An 18774-nucleotide genomic window follows, 5' to 3' on the forward strand; every position below is an offset into this window, starting at 1 on the left:
CCCGTGAACAAGCCTGCGCAGCCCTTCGCCGACGGGATCCCGAACCTGAGCCGGCCGCATTTCGCGGTGCCGACCTCCGGGCAGCTCGCGGTGGCGCAACCCTTCGCGCACGCGCCGCGCTTCCTGATCCTCTACGGCTCGCTGCGGGCGCGCTCGTTCAGCCGCTTCCTCGCCTACGAGGCGGCCCGCCTCCTCGAAGCGATGGGCGGCGAGGTCCGGATCTACGACGCGCACGGCCTGCCGCTGCCCGACGATTCCACCGCCGACCACCCGAAGGTGCAGGAGCTGCGCGCGCTCTCGCTCTGGTCGGAGGGGCAGGTCTGGGTCTCGCCGGAGCGGCACGGCAACCTCACCGGCGTGATGAAGAGCCAGATCGACTGGCTGCCGCTCAGCGAGGGATCGGTGCGCCCGACGCAGGGGCGCACGCTCGCGGTGATGCAGGTCTCGGGCGGCTCGCAGAGCTTCAACGCGGTCAACAGCCTGCGCCTGCTCGGCCGCTGGATGCGGATGATCACCATCCCCAACCAATCCTCGGTGCCGATGGCCTACAAGGAATTCGACGAGGCCGGCCGGATGAAGCCGGGGCCGCTCTACGAGCGCGTGGTCGATGTCTGCGAGGAGCTGATGAAGTTCACGCTGCTGACCCGGGAGCGGGCCGGGTATCTCGTCGACCGCTACAGCGAGCGCAAGGAGCGGGCGCCGGACCGGCTGCAGGACGTGGCGGCCGATATCGGCATCGGGAAGCCGTGACATGGACAGCGCGGCCTACTCGGCCGGGGAGGCGCGCTCTAGCTAGGACAGCGACCGGCCCCGCCGGCCATGTCCGTTTCCGCAGAGGGCGTCGCGACGGCCCTCGCTCCGACAGAGGGATAGCCGCCTGATGGAATACCTGCACACCATGGTCCGGGTGGCCGATCTCGATCGCGCGCTCGCCTTCTACGTCGACGCGTTCGGCCTGAAGGAGGTCCGCCGGGTCGAGAACGAGAAGGGCCGCTTCACCCTGGTCTTCCTGGCCGCCCCGGGGGATGTCGAGCGGGCGCAGGCGACCAAGTCGCCGCTGCTCGAACTGACCTACAACTGGGACCCGGAAACCTATACGGGCGGGCGCAATTTCGGCCACCTCGCCTATCAGGTCGACGACATCTACGCCTTCTGCGCCGAGCTCAAGGACAAGGGCGTGACCATCAACCGTCCGCCCCGCGACGGCTACATGGCCTTCGTGAAGTCGCCGGACGGGATCTCCATCGAGATCCTGCAGAAGGGCTCGGCCAAGGAGCCGCAGGAGCCGTGGGCGTCGATGGAGAATACCGGCAGCTGGTAAAGACCCCGGCGCCCTTGACCCGGACGGCGGTGCGGGCCCATCTGCCCGCGGATCAGCCGGCCGGGCGGCCGCTCCGGACGCATCAGCGCCCGGGGAGGAAAGTCCGGGCTCCATGGAGAGACGGTGCCGGATAACGTCCGGCGGGGGCGACCCCAGGGACAGTGCCACAGAAAGCAGACCGCCCCGGATGCGTCCGGGGTCAGGGTGAAAGGGTGCGGTAAGAGCGCACCGCGGACGCGGCAACGCGGACGGCACGGCAAACCCCACCGGGAGCAAGACCGAATAGGGGCGGCGCGCCCTTCGCGAGAAGGGCAGGCCCGCTCTCCAGGCCAGTCGCCCGGGTTGGTTGCTCGAGGCGGTCGGCAACGACCGTCCCAGAGGAATGGCCGCCACGTCGGCGCGCGCGAGCGCTCCGGCCTTACAGAACCCGGCTTATAGGCCGGCTGATCCCACCGCCCCCGGAACCCCGCCGCGACGCGCGTGCCCGCGCTTTGCCGGGCGGCGCAAGGCGCGGATTTCGCGCGCGGCAAAAACCTTCGGTTAACCGTACCGGGGTCAGATCGGTCGGCTCGCCAGCGCCAGGCTCGCGCGTTGACGATCCTCCGAGGCCCATGATACCCGGCATCCTCCCGTCAACGGCGTGTATCGGATCGCCGGGCGTAACCTGCACTGGTGCAGGTCCCGTCCGTGCGCGGCGTTTCGCGCGCTCTGCATCCGGTGCCGTTCCCGTCACGCGCGCCGCGCTCGCGCGGCCCGGCACAGGGCACCATGAGACGCACGAGCCGCATCCGCGCCGGAATTCCCGGATCGCGTCGAAACACCGATTTTCCCGGCGCCGGCCCGGCGAGGCGCGCATGATTCGGCGCCGCCCCCCGGCCGAGATCGCGGCCGCCGCGCGCTGCGATGGCCCGGTCTCCACCCAGCCCCACGTGCCGGTGCTGCTCGACGAGGTCGTCGAGTCGCTCAGGCTCGACGGCGGCCTGGCCGTCGACGGCACCTTCGGGGCCGGCGGCTACACCCGCGCGCTGCTGGCCGCCGACCCGACGCTGCAGGTGATCGCCATCGACCGCGACCCGCAGGCGATCGCGAACGGCCAAACCCTGGTCGGTGAGGCGGGCGGGCGCCTGCGCCTCGTGCCCGGCCGGTTCGGCGACCTCGACGCGCTGCTCGGCGAGGCCGGCGAGGCCAAGGCCGACAGGGTCGTGCTCGATATCGGCGTCTCGTCGATGCAGCTCGACGCGCCGGAGCGCGGCTTCTCGTTCCGCAACGACGGCCCCCTCGACATGCGCATGGGCAATGACGGCCCGAGCGCCGCCGACATCGTCAACGAGGCCGATGAGACCGTGCTCGCCGACATCATCTACCATTACGGCGAGGAGCGGCGCTCGCGCGCCGTGGCCCGGACCATCCACGAGGCCCGCCGCCGCGGCCGGATCGAGACCACCGCCCAGCTCGCCGAGCTCGTGGCCAGCGTGGTCTGGAGCGAGCCCGGCAGCCACATCCACCCGGCGACCCGGACCTTCCAGGGCCTGCGGATCGCCGTGAACGACGAGCTCGGCGAGCTGGTGCGCGCGCTCCACGCCGCCGAGCGGGTCCTGGCGCCCGGCGGGCGGCTCGCCGTGGTGACGTTCCATTCGCTGGAAGACCGGATCGTCAAGCAGTTCTTCGCCGCACGCAGCGGCCGCTCCGCCCAGGGCTCGCGCCACCTGCCGGGCGGCCAGACCGAGACGATCCGGAGCTTCCGGCTGGTCACCAAGGGGCCGGTCCTGCCGGGCGAGGCCGAGACCGCGCGCAACCCGCGCGCCCGCTCGGCCAAGCTCCGGGCCGCCGAACGCACCGAATCCGAGACGCCCGAACCGCTCGCCGCGCTCCACGCGCTGGCGAGCCTGCCCGAAGCCGCCCGCGGGGGCCATCGCCGATGATCCGCCTGCTGAACCTCCTGGCGGTCGCCGGCCTCGTGGCCTCGGCGATCTACGCCTACTCGATCAAGTACGACACGCTCTACCAGGGCGGTCAGGTCTCCAAGCTGCAGACGGCGCTCCACAAGGAGCGGCAGGCGATCGCGGTGCTGCGCGCGGAGTGGCAGCTCCTGACCCGGCCGGACCGGCTGCAGGCGGCGGTGGACAAGCACCTCGCCCTGGAGCCGATCGGGACCAGCCACCTGGCCCGCCTGTCGGACCTGCCCGCCCGCCCGGAGCGCGGCGACGAGATCGGCCGGCTGCTCGCCGCGACCGCGACGCCCAAGGACAAGGGCAGCATCGAGCCGCGCACCACCGGCTCGATCACCCGCACCGTCACCACGACCCGCACCCCGAATACCGCTTCGAGGTAATCACCCGTGTCCGAAGACGCCGACCAGATCAGACACGCGGCCGCCGAGGTGCAGATCTCGGAGCACGACGCACCGGCTCACGACGCGGCGCATTATGCCGTGTCCGAGCAGGATGCCGCCGCGCTCGAGGCCGCCGCCCGGGCCCTGACGCCGGACCTGCGCGCCGCCCGCGCCAAGGCGTTCGTGCGGAGCATGTTCCGGCTCGCCATCGAGCGCTCGCATATGCGCGTCGCCCTGGTCGGGCTGGTCTTCGTCATGGTGTTCGGCACGATCTCGGCCAAGCTCTTGATGATGGCCGTGTTCGGCGATCCGCCCAGCCAGGAGCACCGGGTCGCGGCCGCCTCCTCGACGGCGTTCCGGCCCGACATCGTCGACCGCAACGGCGAGATCCTGGCCACCGACATCCGCACCGTCTCGGTCTTCGCCGAGCCCGGCAACATCTACGACAAGGACGAGGCGGTGGAGCTGCTCACCGCGGTCCTGCCGGAGCTCAACGCCTCGGAGCTGCGCGCCAAGCTGTCCTCCCGCAAGGACAAGAAGGGTGCCGGCTTCGTCTGGGTGAAGCGCGAGCTGACCCCGAAGCAGCAGGCCGAGGTCCACCGGCTCGGCATCCCGGGCATCGGCTTCCTGCCCGACCACAAGCGGGTCTATCCGAACGGCACCGCCGCCGCCCACATCCTGGGCGCCACCAACCTCGACGGCGTCGGCATCGCCGGCATCGAGAAGTACATCGATTCGACCGGGCTCCAGGCGCTCAACAGCTTCGGGCTGGTCAGCAAGCAGGCCGACCTCAAGCCGGTGCAGCTCTCCATCGACCTGCGCGCCCAGTTCGCGGTGCGCGACGAGCTGGCCTGGGGCATCGACCACTTCAAGGCCAAGGCCGGCGCCTCGATGATCCTCGACGTCAAGACCGGCGAGGTGATCGCCCTGGTCTCGATGCCGGACTTCGACCCGAACGACCCGAAGGACGCGCTGTCGCCCGACCGCATCAACCGCATGAATGTCGGCGTCTACGAGATGGGCTCGACCTTCAAGGCGATGACGCTCGCCATGGCGCTGGATTCCGGCAAGTACAACGTCAACTCGACCTTCGACACCCGCGGCGGCGTGCTGAACTGGGGCCGGCAGAAGATCCACGAGTATCACGGCACCAACCGGGTCATCACCATGCCGGAGGTGTTCACGCATTCCTCCAACATCGGCTCGGCCAAGATGGCGCTCGGCGTCGGGGTCGCCGGCCACAAGGCGTTCCTGAAGAAGATGGGCCTGCTCGACCGGCTGCGGACCGAGCTGCCCGAGAGCGCGGCCCCGATCGTCCCGTCCCGCTGGAGCGAGATCAACACGATCACCATCGCGTTCGGCCACGGCATCGCGGTGGCGCCGATCCAGGCGGCGGCCGCGGTGGCGGCGATCGCCAATGGCGGCGACCTGATCACCCCGACCTTCCTCAAGGCCGCGCCCGACGACAAGGCGCGCGCCACGCACGTCCTGTCGGGCCTGACCTCCGAGGCGATGCGCTACATCATGCGCCTGAACGCCGCCGAGGGCTCGGCCAAGAAGGCGTCGGTCCCGTACTACTTCGTCGGCGGCAAGACCGGCACGGCCGAGAAGGTGATCGGCGGCCGCTACATCCACAACCGCCTGTTCACCACCTTCATGGCGGCGGCGCCGATGAACGATCCGAAATACCTGTTCGTCACGATCATGGACGAGCCGCAGGGCCTGCCGGAATCGGGCGGCTACGCCACCGCGGCCTGGAACTCGGGCGTGGTGACCGGCAAGGTGATCGAGCGCGTGGCCCCGATCCTCGGCCTGCCGCCGCAATTCGAGCCGCCGGTGCGGCCGTTCCCCCAGATGGTCAAGCTCAACGCCTACCACGTCAACCAGCTGGGCGGCCCATGATGGTGCAGCGATGAGCGCCCGGCTCGCCGATCTCTTCCCGGAGGCTGCCGGCCCGGCCGCCGACCTCACCGTGTCGGCGCTGACCGCCGACAGCCGGAAGGTCGTGCCCGGCGGCGTGTTTGTCGCCGTGCCCGGCACCCAGGCCGACGGCCGCCGGTTCGCCGCGCAGGCCGCCGGACGCGGCGCCGTCGCGGTGGCCGGGGAGGGGGATCGTCCCGCCGACCTGCCCGAGACGGTGGCGTGGATCGCGGTTCCCGATGCCCGCCGGGCGCTGGCGCTCGCCGCCGCCCGGCTCGCGGGCGCGCAGCCCGGGACCGTGGTGGCGGTCACCGGCACGGCCGGAAAGAGTTCGGTCGCCGATTTCGTCCGCCAGATCCTGGCCCGGCTCGGCCGCGACGCCGCGAGCCTCGGCACCGTCGGGATCGTCACGAATCGCGGCGCGGAATACGGCTCGCTCACCACCCCCGACCCGGTGACGCTGCACCAGACCCTGGCGCGGCTCGCCCGGGAGGGCGTCACGGAACTCGCCATGGAGGCGTCCTCGCACGGGATCGAGCAGCGGCGCCTCGACGGCGTGCGGCTCACGGCTGCGGGCTTCACCAATCTCGGCCGGGACCACCTCGACTACCACGCGAGCATCGAGGAGTACCTCGCGGCCAAGCTGCGCCTGTTCACCGACCTGCTGCCGGACGGCTGCCCGGCGATCGTCAACACCGACGGCGCCTATGCCGACCGGGTGATCGCCGCGTCCGAGGGCGCCGGGCGGCCGGTGCGCACGGTCGGGCGCGGGGGCCGGCATATCCGGCTGGTCTCGGCGACGACGGAGGGCTTCGCCCAGGCCGTGACGCTCTCGCATGACGGCGCGACCCGAACGGTGCGCCTGCCCCTGGTCGGCGAGTTCCAGGTCGAGAACGCCCTGGTGGCGGCGGGCCTGGTGCTCGCCACCCCGGCGGGGGCCGCCGATCCGGACGGCGTGTTCGCGGCCCTCGACCACCTCACCGGGGTGCCGGGCCGGATGGAGCGGGTCGGCGAGGCGCGGGGCGGCCTGTGCCTGGTCGATTACGCGCACAAGCCCGAGGCCCTGGAGAGCGTGCTGGGCGCGTTGCGGCCGTTCGCGTCGGGGCGGCTCATGGTGGTGTTCGGCTGCGGCGGCGACCGCGACCGGGGCAAGCGGCCGATCATGGGGGCGATCGCCGCGCGGCTGGCCGACGTCGTGATCGTCACCGACGATAACCCGCGCTCCGAAGATCCGTCGGCGATCCGCCGGGCGATCCGCGAAGCCGCTCCGCAGGCCGAGGAAATCGGCGACCGCGCCGCGGCGATTCACGAAGCGGTGCGCCGCCTCGGACCCGGCGACGTGCTGGTCGTGGCCGGCAAAGGCCATGAAACCGGCCAGATCGTGGGAGATCGGACCCTGCCGTTCTCGGACCACGAGGTCCTGCGCGCCGCAATCGCCGAGGCCGCACGCTGATGGCGCGGCCGAATGGGGGACGGGGGCTGACCATGACTGCACTCTGGACCCGAGACGACCTCGAAGCCGCCACCGGCGGCCGGCTGATCGGCGAGGACCGCCCGATCGGCGGCGCGTCGATCGACACCCGCACGCTGGAGCTCGGCGACCTGTTCTTCGCCATCCGGGGCGAGGCGCGGGACGGCCACGACTTCGTCGCCGACGCGCTCAAGCGCGGAGCCGGCGCCGCGGTGGTGAGCGAGGCCCGCGCCGCCGACCTCTCGGCCCACGGCCCGGTGCTGGCGGTCCCGGATGCGGGCGCCGACCCGGTCCTGACCGCGATGACCCGCCTGGGCGAGGCCGCACGGGCGCGCACCGATGCCCAGGTGGTGGCGGTGACCGGCTCCGTCGGCAAGACCGGGACCAAGGAGGCCCTGCGCCACGTGCTGGCCGGGCAGGGCGAGACCCACGCCTCGGCGGCCTCCTACAACAACCATTGGGGCGTGCCCCTGACGCTCGCCCGGATGCCGCGCACCACCCGCTACGGCGTGTTCGAGATCGGCATGAACCATCCGGCCGAGATCGTGCCGCTGACCGCCCAGGTCCGGCCCGACATCGCGCTGATCACCACGGTGGAGCCGGTCCATATCGAGCATTTCGCCTCGGTCTCGGCGATCGCGGACGCCAAGGGCGAGATCTTCTCCGGGCTCGAGCCCGGGGGCGTGGCGATCATCAACCGCGACACCGCGACGTTCGAGCGGCTGCTCGCCCATGCGCGGGCATCGCGCGCCGGCCGGGTGGTGAGCTTCGGCGAGCATCCGGAGGCGGATGTGCGCGCCCAGACGATCGTGCTCCGCCCCGACCTGTCGGTGGTCGACGCCGTCGTGATGGGGCAGCCGGTCACCTACAAGCTCGGCACCGCCGGACGGCACACGGCGCTGAACTCCCTCGGCGTGATGGCGGTCATCCACGCGCTCGGCGCCGACCTCGCCGAGGCGGCCCTGTCGCTCGCCGGGCTGGCCCCGCCGGTCGGGCGCGGCGAGCGCACCGCCCTCGAGATCGACGGCGGTACCGCCTACCTGGTCGACGAGAGCTACAACGCCAACCCGGCCTCGGTCCGGGCCGCGATCGCCACGCTCGCCGGCATCGAGACCGGGCCGCGCGGTCGCCGCATCGCGGTGCTGGGCGACATGCTCGAGCTCGGCGCGGCCTCGCCCGACCTGCATCGCGGCCTCGCCGAGGCGATCGAGGCCGCCCGGATCGATCTGGTCTTCGCCTCCGGTCCGCTGATGCGCAACCTGTTCGAGGCGTTGCCGGTGAGCCGCCGCGGCGGCGTCGCCGACACCGCCGCCGACCTGATCGAGCCGCTGACCCGCAACCTCCGCTCCGGCGACGCCGTGATGGTCAAGGGATCGAACGGCAGCCGCATGGGGCGGATTGTCGAGGTCCTGAAAGCCCGCTACGCGGTCGACCCGGCCCGGCGCGGTCTCGCCGCCGCGCCGTGACCCACCCGATGATCGGCACGCCCGAGCGTTCGCGACGATCGGTGCCGCCCCCCGAAACCCGCGCCTGAACAAAAGGGGCCGAGCGCCCGGATGCTGTACCTTCTCTCGGAACTGAGCGGCACGTTCACGCCGTTCAACGTCTTCCGCTACATCACCTTCCGCACCGGCGGCGCGCTGTTCACGGCGGGCCTGTTCGTGTTCTGGTTCGGGCCGTGGATCATCTCCCTGCTGCGCCTGCGCCAGGGCAAGGGCCAGCCGATCCGCGAGGACGGGCCGCAGACCCATCTGCTGACCAAGCGCGGCACGCCGACCATGGGCGGCCTGATGATCCTGGCGGGGGCCGTCGTGGCGATCCTGCTCTGGGCCAATCCGCGCAATCACTACGTGTGGGTGACCCTGACCGTGACCCTCGGCTTCGGGGCGATCGGCTTCTACGACGACTATCTCAAGGTGACGAAGCAGTCGCACAAGGGCTTTTCCGGCAAGTTCCGGCTCTCGCTCGAGGCGCTGATCGCCATCGCGGCCTGCACGACCATCTCGATCTACTCGCCCGCCGCCCTCCAGAACCAGCTCGCCTTCCCGGTCTTCAAGGACGCGCTGCTGAACCTCGGCTGGTTCTACGCCCTGTTCGGGGCCTTCGTGATCGTCGGCGCCGGCAACGCCGTGAACATGACCGACGGCCTCGACGGCCTGGCGATCGTGCCGGTGATGATCGCCTGCGGCACCTTCGGGATCATCGCGTATCTCGTCGGCAACTCGTTCACCGCGAGCTACCTGCAGGTGAACTACGTCCGCGACACCGGCGAGCTCGCCGTCGTCTGCGGCGCGGTGATCGGCGCCGGCCTCGGCTTCCTCTGGTTCAACGCGCCGCCGGCGCAGATCTTCATGGGGGATACCGGCTCGCTGGCGCTGGGCGGCCTGCTCGGCGCGGTGGCGGTGGCGACCAAGCACGAGATCGTCCTGGCGATCGTCGGCGGCCTGTTCGTCCTCGAGATGATGTCGGTGATCATCCAGGTCGCGTCGTTCAAGCTCACCGGCAAGCGCGTCTTCCGGATGGCGCCGATCCACCACCATTTCGAGCAGAAGGGCTGGAAGGAGCCGCAGGTCGTGATCCGGTTCTGGATCATCGCGGTGATCCTGGCGCTCGCCGGCCTGGCGACCCTGAAGCTGCGCTGAGAAGATGTGTTAGAAGTATCCCACGAAGGCCGATCCCAAACGGGCCCTCATCCTGAGGTGCGGCCGCGAAGCGGGCGCCGCGAAGGAGCTCTCCAGAAGGCCGCGTGATCCTGGGGGCCTCCTTCGAGGCCCGCTGGCGCGGGCATCACAGGATGAGGAGGTTGGGAGGGATCGGCGATGTTGCCACGTTGAATTGAGTTTCCCATGACACCCGTCACCGTCTTCGCGGGCCAGAAGGTCGCCCTGTTCGGGCTCGGCGGCTCGGGGCTGACCACCGCCAACGCGCTGAAGGCCGGCGGCGCCGAGGTGATCGCCTGGGACGACAATGCCGACAGCGTCGCGCGGGCGCGGGAGGCGGGGATCGGCACGCAGGATCTGCGCGGGGCCGAGTGGTCCGGCTTCGCGGCCCTGGTGCTCAGCCCCGGCGTGCCCCTGACCCATCCCGAGCCGCACTGGACCGTCCGGCTGGCGCGCGAGGCCGGGATCGAGATCATCGGCGATATCGAGCTGTTCTGCCGGGAGCGCCGGGCGCGGGCGCCCGAGGCGCCGTTCGTGGCGATCACCGGCACCAACGGCAAGTCGACCACCACGGCGCTGATCGCCCACGTGCTGGCCCAGGCCGGGCGCGACGTGCAGATGGGCGGCAATATCGGCACCGCCATCCTGTCGCTGCAGCCGCCGGATGCCGGCCGCGTCCACGTGATCGAGATGTCGTCGTTCCAGATCGACCTGACCCCGGGCCTCGACCCCACGGTCGGCGTGCTGATGAACATCACGCCGGACCATCTCGACCGCCACGGCACCATGGAGCAATACGCCGCCATCAAGGAGCGCCTGATCGCCGGCGCCGGCCTGGCGGTGGTCGGCATCGATGACGGCCCGAGCCGGGCGATCGCCGAGCGGCGCGCCGGCGACCTCGTGCGGGTCCACGTGCCCACCGGCGACGCCCTCTGCACCGACGCCCTCACCGTGCGCGACGGCATCGTCCGCGATCCCGACGGAACGGCGCTCGCCGACGTGAACGGCATCGGCTCGCTGCGCGGGGCGCACAATTGGCAGAACGCCGCCGTCGCGGTGGCGGTGGCCCGAGCCCTCGGCCTCACCGGCGAGGCGATCCAGGCCGGCCTGTCCTCGTTCCCGGGGCTGCCGCACCGGATGGAGGAGGTCGGACGGCGCGGTGCCGTGCTGTTCGTCAACGATTCGAAGGCGACCAACGCCGATTCCACCGAGAAGGCGCTGACCGCCTTCCGAGACATCCATTGGATCCTCGGCGGCAAGGCCAAGGAGGGTGGGATCTTCCCGCTGGTGCCGTATTTCCAGCGGGTCGCCCATGCCTACCTGATCGGCGCGGCTTCGGACGCCTTCGCGGCGACCCTGGAAGGCGTCGTGCCCTACACCCGCTGCGAGACCCTTGAGGTGGCGGTCCCCAAGGCCGCCGAGAACGCCGCCGCTTCGGGCGCCCCGGAGCCGGTGGTGCTGCTCTCGCCGGCCTGCGCCTCCTACGACCAGTTCCGCAATTTCGAGATCCGCGGCGACCGGTTCCGGGAGCTGGTGCGGGCGCTGCCCTGAGGGGCGCCAAGGGCCGTCATCGACGCCCGAACGCTGCCCGTCATTTTAAGACACCGTAGATGCGCCCCGAATCCGGAGCCGCCGACGGCGCAAGGTCCTGCTCGACCTATGTTTCCAGGGTCCGGGATCTGCGTCGCGGCCCCGGCATGGCGGCGTGCTGGGTCCCGGCGTCACCGCAAGGACGAGCAATCACGCCATCGCGCAGGTTCGAAGACCATCGTCCAGCCTGCGATTGCCCTGAGAAGGCATCCCCGTCAGCGCGCCAGCACCTTGGCGGCGTCCCGGGTGGTGCCGACCGCCTCGGAGACGTCGGCCACCGCCTGCACGATCGCCCCGATATTGCCGGTGATCGCCGTGACCGCGCCGGCGGCGCTCTGCATGCTCTCGGCGAGGTCGCGGGTCACCGCGCTCTGCTCCTCGATCGCCGCCGCGGTGGTCACCACGGTCTCCCGCATCACCGAGACCGAGGTCCCGATCGAGCCGAGCGCCGAGACCACCTCCTGCGAGACCTGCTGCACGCTCGCGATCTCGCCGTTGATCTGCCCGGTGGCGCGGGCCGCCTGATCGGCGAGCGCCTTCACCTCGGAGGCGACCACCGCGAAGCCTCGGCCGGCCTCGCCGGCACGCGCCGCCTCGATGGTCGCGTTGAGCGCCAGCAGGTTGATCTGGCCGGCGATGCTCTGGATCAGGCCGACGATGCTCGACATCGCCGTCGCGCTGTCGGCGAGCCGCTTGGTGTGGCCGTCGGCGTCCCGCACGCAGGCATAGGCGGTGTCGGTGGCGCTCTGGGAGCGCACGATGCTCTGGGACATCTCGGCGACGGAGGCGGCCAGCTCCTCGGCCGCGGCCGCGACGGTCTGAACGTTGCCCGAGGTCGAATCCGCCGCCGAGGAGGCCAGCCGGGCGGCATCGGTGGAGTGCAGGACCGCGTGCTCGATCGCGCCGAAATTGGTGTCGATCAGCTTCCGGAGATCGGCGAGCAGGCGGACCTGCTCGGTGATGTCGGTGGCGAATTTCACCACCTTGTAGGGGTGGCCGGCGGCGTCGAGGATCGGGTTATAGGAGGCCTGGATCCAGACCTCGCGCCCGTCCTTGCCGAGGCGCCGGAACTGCGCGGCCTGATAGGTGCCGTTCCGCAGCGCCGCCCAGAACACCCGGTAGGCTTCGCTGTCGCGATAGGCGGGCTCGACGAACAGGCTGTGGTGCCGGCCGACCACCTCGTCCCGCCCGTAGCCCATCGCGGCCAGGAAGTTGTCGTTGGCCTCGATCACCATCCCGTCGAGATCGAACGCGATCACCGCCTGGACCTTGTGGATCGCCGCGATCTGGCCGGCGCGGTCGGCCTCCTCGGTGCGCTGCCGGGTGATGTCGGTGGCGAACTTCACCACCTTGTAGGGCCGCCCCCGAGCGTCGAGCATCGGATTGTAGGACGCCTCGATCCAGATCGGCCGGCCGCCGCGGCCGACCCGCCGGAACTGGCCGGACTCGAAGCCGCCGGCGCGCAGGCGATCCCAGAACGCCCGGTATTCCGCGGAATCCCGGTAATCCGGATCGACGAACAGGCTGTGGTGCTGGCCGACCACCTCCGGCAGGGTGTAGCCGACCGCGTCGAGGAAATTGGTATTCGCCGAGAGGATGCGGCCGTCGAGATCGAACTCGATCATCCCCTGCACGCGGTCGAGGGCGGCCAGCTTCGCGGACGTTTCACGAGCCTTCAGGGCAGCGAACATGGCGGACCGACTTCTGCTGTGGGGAGATTGGGCTTGGCGCGGCGGCGCGCGACGGGCCGCTTCCAGAACCTGATGGCGATGCACCTCAAGGTTGCGTGGTGAGGATTAACATTCGATGACATCGGCCACAGTACAGGGCGGTCAAATACGGTAGCTCCCCGCGGCCGCGGCAGCGCCGCCCGCCGCTGGGCCTCCCGGCCATAAGGCTCCGTTTACCATTCCCCCACAGGATCGGCCCGACCCACGCGGACCGGCCTCCGTGTGGCCTGGAGTCGTTGCCCGGCATGATCTCACGCGCGGAACGCACACCCCTCACCGACTGGTGGTGGACGGTGGACCGCGGGCTGCTCGCAGCGCTGTTCGCGCTGATGGTGGCCGGCCTGGTCTTCCTGATGGGCGGCGGCCCGCCGGTCGCCGAGCGCATCGGCCTGCCGACCTTCTACTTCCTCAACCGGCAGGCGCTCTACCTGGCGCCGACCATCCTGCTGATCTGCGCAGTGTCGTTCCTGTCCCTGCGCGGGGTCCGGCGGCTGGCGCTGGTCACCTGGATCTGCGGCGTCGCGCTCTGCCTGCTCGCCGGCAAGTTCGGCCCGGAGATCAAGGGCGCGCATCGCTGGATCCAGTTCGGGCCGATCGGCCTGCAGCCGTCGGAATTCGTCAAGCCGGCCTTCGTGGTCGTGGCCGCCTGGGCCTTCTCGGAGGGCGCGCAGCGCCGCGACATGCCGGGCGGCTTCCTGGCGATGCTGCTCCTGCCGGTCACCATCGTGCCGCTGCTGCTCCAGCCGGATTTCGGCCAGACCATGCTGATCACCATGGTGTGGTGCGCGCTGTTCTTCGTCGCCGGCCTGCACCTGATCTGGGTGGCGCTGCTCGGCGTGCTCGGGCTCGGCGGCGTGTTCGCGGCCTACCTGTTCTTCCACCACGTCCGCGAGCGGTTCAACAAGTTCCTCGACCGCGATTCCGGCGGCGGCTTCCAGGATTTCTGGTCGCGGGAATCGTTCCGCTCCGGCGGCTGGTTCGGCACCGGCCCGGGGGAGGGGGTGGCCAAGCGGCACCTTCCGGACGCACATACCGACTTCATCTTCTCCGTCACCGGCGAGGAGTTCGGCGTGATCGTCTGCCTGTGCCTCGTGGCCCTGTTCGCCTTCATCGTGCTGCGCGGCCTCAAGCTGGCGCGGCGCACCGACGACACCTTCTCGCGCCTGGCGATCACCGGCCTGACCACCCTGTTCGGATTGCAGGCCTGCATCAACATGGCGGTGAACACGCAGCTGATGCCGGCCAAGGGCATGACCCTGCCGTTCGTCTCCTTCGGCGGCTCGTCGATGATCTCCCTGGCGCTCGGCACCGGCTTCCTGGTCGCCCTGACCCGCAAGCGCCCGCGCACCGTCCTGCTGAGCCAGAAGCCCCCCGGCACCGCGTCGGCCACCGTCGCCGGAGTGATGCGGTGACCGTCTTCACCCCCACGATCCTGCTCTGTGCCGGCGGCACCGGCGGGCACCTGTTCCCGGCCGAGAGCCTCGCCCACGCCCTGCGCGCCCGGGGCATCCGGGTGGCGCTCGCCACCGACGCCCGGGTCGACGCGATCTCGGGCGAGTTCCCGGCCTCCGAGGTGGTCACGATCGCCTCGGCCACGCCGTCGGGCCGTTCGCCGCTGAAGCGGGCCGCCGCCGTGCTCACGCTGGGCCGCGGCTTCGGGGTCGCCGCCAAGGAGATCCGCCGGATCAACCCGGCCGCGATCGTCGGCTTCGGCGGCTACCCGACCGTGCCGCCGGTGCTCGCCGGCCAGATCCTGCGGGTGCCGACCGTGCTGCACGAGCAGAACGCCGTGATGGGCCGGGCCAACGTCTTCCTGGCGCGGGGCGCCCGGACCATCGCCACCGGCTTCAAGGACGTCCGCGGCGTGCCCGACAAGGCGCGCGCCCCACGGGTCCACACCGGCAACCCGCTTCGCCCGGCGGTGATCGAGGCGGCCGGGATCCCGTATCCCGCCTTCGGCGCCGGCGATGCCCTGCGCCTCCTGGTGTTCGGCGGCAGCCAGGGCGCCCGGGTCATGGGCGAGGTCGTGCCCGAGGCGATCGAGCGCCTGCCCGCCGACCTGAGAGCCCGCCTGCACCTCGTCCAGCAGGTCCGGCCCGAGGACCTGACGGCGGTGCAGAACCGCTACCTCGCCCTGGGTCTCGCCGGGATCGAGGCGGCGCCGTTCTTCAAGGACCTGCCGGCCCGCATGGCCGCCAGCCACCTTGTGGTCTCGCGCTCGGGCGCCTCGACGGTCTCGGAGCTCGCGGCGATCGGCCGGCCCTCGATCCTGGTGCCGCTGCCCGGCGCCCTCGACCAGGACCAGGCCGCCAACGCCGCGACCCTCGACGCGATCGGCGCGGCGCTGGCCCTGAAGCAGACCGCCTTCACCCCGGATCGCCTCGCCGCCGAGCTGGTCGCGTGCTTCGCGACGCCGGCAAAATTGACCGCGGCGGCCGATGCGGCCAGAAGCGCAGGCATTCACGATGCCGCCGAGCGGCTGGCCGAGGTCGTCATCGAGACGGCTCGCCGCTTGTAGCAAGGGGGTTTCCAAAGGGCTGAGCCCTTTGGCGGGGTGTCGGGGCGCAGCCTCTGAGACCGGCGGGCGCCGCCCGCACCCGCGAAAGGTCGCAGACCTTTCGAAACCATGACGTTACGGAAGGTACGACGACAGATGAAGCTGCCCGACAAGCTCGGACCCATCCACTTCATCGGCATCGGCGGCATCGGCATGTCCGGCATCGCCGAGGTGATGAACAACCTCGGCTACACGGTCCAGGGCTCCGACGCCTCGGACAACGCCAATGTCCGCCGGCTCGCCGAGAAGGGGATCCGCACCTTCGTCGGCCATCAGGCCGAGAACGTCGACGCCGCCGCCCTGGTGGTGGTCTCGACCGCAATCCGGCGGGACAACCCGGAACTCCAGGCCGCCCGCGAGCGCCGGCTGCCCGTGGTCCGGCGCGCCGAGATGCTGGCCGAGCTGATGCGCTTCAAGTCCTGCGTCGCCATCGCGGGCACCCACGGCAAGACCACCACGACCTCGCTGGTCGCCACGCTGCTCGATGCCGGCAACCTCGACCCGACCGTGATCAATGGCGGCATCATCAACGCCTACGGCACCAACGCCCGGATGGGCGAGGGCGACTGGATGGTGGTGGAGGCCGACGAATCCGACGGCACCTTCCTCAAGCTGCCCGCCGACGTCGCCATCGTCACCAATATCGACCCCGAGCATCTCGACCATTTCGGCTCGTTCGATGCGGTGAAGGACGCGTTCCGGCGCTTCATCGACAACATCCCGTTCTACGGCTTCGCGGTGATGTGCACCGATCATCCGGTGGTGCAGGACATGGTCGGCCATATCGAGGACCGCCGGATCATCACCTACGGCGAGAATCCCCAGGCCGACGTGCGCCTGCTCGACGTGGACCTGAAGGGCGGGCAGAGCCGCTTCCGCGTCATGATCCGCGACCGGCGCCCGGGCTTCCGCATGGAGATGGAAGATCTGGTCCTGCCGATGCCCGGCAAGCACAACGCGCTCAACGCCACCGCGGCGCTGGCCGTCGCCAACGAGCTCGGCGTCTCGCACGACGCGATCCGCCGGGCCCTCGCGGGCTTCGGGGGCGTCAAGCGCCGCTTCACCCGCACCGGCGAGTGGAACGGGGCGACGATCTTCGACGATTACGGACACCATCCGGTGGAGATCAAGGCGGTGCTCAAGGCCGCCCGCGCCTCGACCGACGGCAACGTCATCGCGGTGGTCCAGCCGCACCGCTACACCCGTCTCGCCTCGCTGTTCGACGATTTCTGCACCTGCTTCAACGACGCCGACACCGTGATCGTCGCCCCGGTCTACACGGCGGGCGAGGCCCCGATCGAAGGCGTCGACCGCGACGCCCTGGTCTCCGGCCTGCGCTCCCGCGGCCACCGCGACGCCCGTCCCCTCGACCGGCCGGAGGAGCTGGCCGGGATCATCGCCGAGCTCGCCAAGCCCAGCGACTACGTCGTGTGCCTGGGCGCCGGCACGATCACCCAATGGGCCTACGCGCTGCCGGGCGAACTCGCTGCGCGGGGGAAGTGAGCGGGATGGGCGTCGATCAGACCGAGTCCGGCACGAGGTCCTCGACGGCGATGTCGAGCGCCCGTGCAAGCCGTTCATAGACGGCGGGATCGGCCGTGCCCGCGCCCGTTTCCAGCGTGGTGAGTTGGCCCTCGGGCACTCCGCTGTCGCGCGCCAGTGCGGCCACCGTCATCCCCCGCTTGGCGCGCCAGAACGCCAGGGGGCTCGGTGCCGCCCGCAAGGCGTCGAGATCGGCCTCGTCCAGGAGTTCTTCGTCGCCGGCGCTCAAGTGCCTCTGCGACTCCTCGATGGCGCGCGCGTCGAGCGTATCCTCCGCCAACTCGCGCAGCCGCTCGAATTCCACCTCCGGCAGGATCACGATGGCCTCTCCGGAGGGCGACCGGGTTCTGACGATGGTCACGGGCACTATCCTAGCCGTAGATCGAACTGCGTGGGCCGACGGCGTGGACAATGATCCGATCCGCCTCGATCGTGAAGACCGCGCGCCAATCCCCAACCCGCAATCGGTAGCGATCTCCCGCGCCCCGCAGCGCCTTCACGTTGTTGGCGAGGCTGTCCGGATCCTGTGCGTAGAGACCCAGCTTCTGGCGGATCAGGTCTTCGGTCGGCTTCGGCATCCGGCTCAGGCTGCGGGCTGCCGTACGGGTGAAGACCAGGCTTCTGCCGGTATCCTTGGCCATCCCGCCCTGATTCCCTCAAGCGAGCCGGTTGATCCGGTCCAAAGCTTAGCATGACCGCATCGCTCCACGACCGTATCCGCGCCGCCGCGCCGGACCTGCGCGGGCGCCTGCTCGCCGACCAGCCGCTGGCCGACCTCACCTGGTTCCGGGTCGGCGGCCCGGCCGAGGTTCTGTTCACCCCGGCCGACGAGGAGGATCTCGCCCGCCTGCTCGCCGCCCTGGAACCCGACGTGCCGGTCACGGTGATCGGCCTCGGCTCCAACCTGATCGTCCGCGACGGCGGGGTGCCGGGCGTGGTCATCCGCCTCGGCGGCAAGGCGTTCGGCAGCATCGCGGTCGAGGGCGACACCCTGCAGGTCGGCACCGCCGTGCCGGATATGCGCCTCGCCAAGGCGGCGGCCGAGGCCGGGCTCGACGGGCTCGCCTTCTACCGCGGCATCCCCGGCTCGATCGGCGGCGCCCTGCGGATGAACGCCGGCGCCCATGGCGGCGAGACCACCGACGTGCTGGTCGAGGCCCACGGCATCGACCGGACGGGCGCGTCGCGCCGCTTCAGCCATGCCGCGATGGTCTTCTCCTATCGGCATTCCGATGCGCCCGAGGACGTGATCTTCACCCGCGCCCTGTTCCGCGGAAAGCCCGGCGACCGCGCCGCCATCGAGGCTGAGATGGAGCGCGTGACCGCGGCCCGGGAGGCGGCGCAGCCGATCCGCGAGCGCACCGGCGGCTCGACCTTCGCCAACCCGGACGGCGGCAAGGCTTGGCAGCTGATCGACGCCGCCGGCTGCCGGGGCCTGACCCGGGGCGGCGCCCAGGTCTCGCCGATGCACTGCAACTTCCTGATCAACACCGGCGGCGCCACCGCCGCCGACATCGAGGGGCTGGGCGAGGAGGTCCGGCGCCGGGTGCGGGAGACCAGCGGCGTCGCGCTGCGCTGGGAGATCCGGCGGATCGGCGTGGATTCGACGATGGTAAGCCGGTAAGGTGTAAGTCGAGCCGGAGGCGTATCG

General features: G+C 70.9%; 16 protein-coding genes and 1 other RNA gene. 14 read left to right on the forward strand and 3 right to left on the reverse strand.

The features are described 5' to 3' along the window. Positions 1–3 precede the first annotated feature (3 nt). From arsH to murD, 10 genes are all read left to right on the forward strand, one after another. Positions 4–750, forward strand: a complete 747-nt coding sequence (gene arsH, locus WYO_RS11035; RefSeq protein ID WP_039902715.1) for an arsenical resistance protein ArsH — start codon at positions 4–6, stop codon at positions 748–750. Positions 751–880: 130 nt separating this feature from the next. Continuing rightward, positions 881–1321 carry a VOC family protein gene (locus WYO_RS11040; protein WP_007562307.1) on the forward strand — a complete coding sequence of 147 codons (441 nt, stop codon included), beginning with the start codon at positions 881–883 and terminating at the stop codon, positions 1319–1321. A gap of 52 nt (positions 1322–1373) precedes the next feature. Continuing rightward, an RNA gene (rnpB, locus tag WYO_RS29335) (RNase P RNA component class A) lies at positions 1374–1772 on the forward strand. Between the two features lie 403 nt (positions 1773–2175). Next, positions 2176–3243, forward strand: a complete 1068-nt coding sequence (gene rsmH, locus WYO_RS11045) for a 16S rRNA (cytosine(1402)-N(4))-methyltransferase RsmH (RefSeq protein WP_007562308.1) — start codon at positions 2176–2178, stop codon at positions 3241–3243. Further along, the gene (locus WYO_RS11050; RefSeq protein ID WP_007562310.1) at positions 3240–3653 is read left to right on the forward strand and encodes a hypothetical protein; all 414 of its coding nucleotides are present in this window, start codon (positions 3240–3242) and stop codon (positions 3651–3653) included. The genes rsmH and WYO_RS11050 overlap by 4 nt, the downstream gene beginning before the upstream one ends. A gap of 144 nt (positions 3654–3797) precedes the next feature. Next, on the forward strand, positions 3798–5555 hold the full coding sequence (locus WYO_RS11055; RefSeq protein ID WP_244424150.1) for a penicillin-binding protein 2: 1758 nt from the start codon (positions 3798–3800) through the stop codon (positions 5553–5555). A gap of 10 nt (positions 5556–5565) precedes the next feature. Then, the gene (locus WYO_RS11060; protein WP_007562315.1) at positions 5566–7026 is read left to right on the forward strand and encodes a UDP-N-acetylmuramoyl-L-alanyl-D-glutamate--2,6-diaminopimelate ligase; all 1461 of its coding nucleotides are present in this window, start codon (positions 5566–5568) and stop codon (positions 7024–7026) included. A 32-nt stretch (positions 7027–7058) separates the two neighbouring features. Continuing rightward, complete coding sequence (locus WYO_RS11065; RefSeq protein ID WP_039902718.1) at positions 7059–8510, forward strand: UDP-N-acetylmuramoylalanyl-D-glutamyl-2,6-diaminopimelate--D-alanyl-D-alanine ligase; 1452 nt, start codon at positions 7059–7061, stop codon at positions 8508–8510. A gap of 90 nt (positions 8511–8600) precedes the next feature. Next, positions 8601–9686, forward strand: coding sequence for a phospho-N-acetylmuramoyl-pentapeptide-transferase (gene mraY, locus WYO_RS11070; protein ID WP_007562319.1), 1086 nt, complete (start codon positions 8601–8603; stop codon positions 9684–9686). Positions 9687–9890: 204 nt separating this feature from the next. Beyond that, a complete protein-coding gene (gene murD, locus WYO_RS11075) occupies positions 9891–11255 on the forward strand; it encodes a UDP-N-acetylmuramoyl-L-alanine--D-glutamate ligase (RefSeq protein WP_007562321.1) in 1365 nt (454 codons plus the stop codon). A 254-nt stretch (positions 11256–11509) separates the two neighbouring features. Here the strand turns inward: murD and WYO_RS11080 are convergent, their stop codons facing one another. Beyond that, positions 11510–12985, reverse strand: a complete 1476-nt coding sequence (locus WYO_RS11080) for a PAS domain-containing methyl-accepting chemotaxis protein (protein ID WP_007562322.1) — start codon at positions 12983–12985, stop codon at positions 11510–11512. Between the two features lie 284 nt (positions 12986–13269). Between WYO_RS11080 and WYO_RS11085 the strand changes: the two genes are divergently transcribed. From WYO_RS11085 to murC, 3 genes are all read left to right on the forward strand, one after another. Then, positions 13270–14436, forward strand: a complete 1167-nt coding sequence (locus WYO_RS11085; RefSeq protein WP_007562323.1) for a putative peptidoglycan glycosyltransferase FtsW — start codon at positions 13270–13272, stop codon at positions 14434–14436. After that, positions 14433–15542 carry an undecaprenyldiphospho-muramoylpentapeptide beta-N-acetylglucosaminyltransferase gene (gene murG, locus WYO_RS11090; protein WP_007562324.1) on the forward strand — a complete coding sequence of 370 codons (1110 nt, stop codon included), beginning with the start codon at positions 14433–14435 and terminating at the stop codon, positions 15540–15542. Before WYO_RS11085 ends, murG begins: the two co-directional genes overlap by 4 nt. 135 nt (positions 15543–15677) lie before the next feature. Continuing rightward, positions 15678–17084 carry a UDP-N-acetylmuramate--L-alanine ligase gene (gene murC, locus WYO_RS11095; RefSeq protein ID WP_007562325.1) on the forward strand — a complete coding sequence of 469 codons (1407 nt, stop codon included), beginning with the start codon at positions 15678–15680 and terminating at the stop codon, positions 17082–17084. Positions 17085–17100: 16 nt separating this feature from the next. Here murC and WYO_RS11100 read toward each other — a convergent pair whose 3' ends face one another. Further along, complete coding sequence (locus WYO_RS11100) at positions 17101–17484, reverse strand: helix-turn-helix domain-containing protein (RefSeq protein WP_007562326.1); 384 nt, start codon at positions 17482–17484, stop codon at positions 17101–17103. Positions 17485–17494: 10 nt separating this feature from the next. Beyond that, entirely contained in the window at positions 17495–17764 is a 270-nt protein-coding gene (locus WYO_RS11105) for a type II toxin-antitoxin system RelE/ParE family toxin (protein WP_007562327.1), read from the reverse strand. A gap of 50 nt (positions 17765–17814) precedes the next feature. Here WYO_RS11105 and murB point away from each other — a divergent pair, with 50 nt between their 5' ends. After that, positions 17815–18747, forward strand: coding sequence for a UDP-N-acetylmuramate dehydrogenase (gene murB / locus WYO_RS11110; RefSeq protein ID WP_007562328.1), 933 nt, complete (start codon positions 17815–17817; stop codon positions 18745–18747). Positions 18748–18774 lie beyond the last annotated feature (27 nt).

This window comes from Methylobacterium sp. GXF4 (assembly GCF_000272495.1).
GTDB classification, from domain to species: domain Bacteria; phylum Pseudomonadota; class Alphaproteobacteria; order Rhizobiales; family Beijerinckiaceae; genus Methylobacterium; species Methylobacterium brachiatum.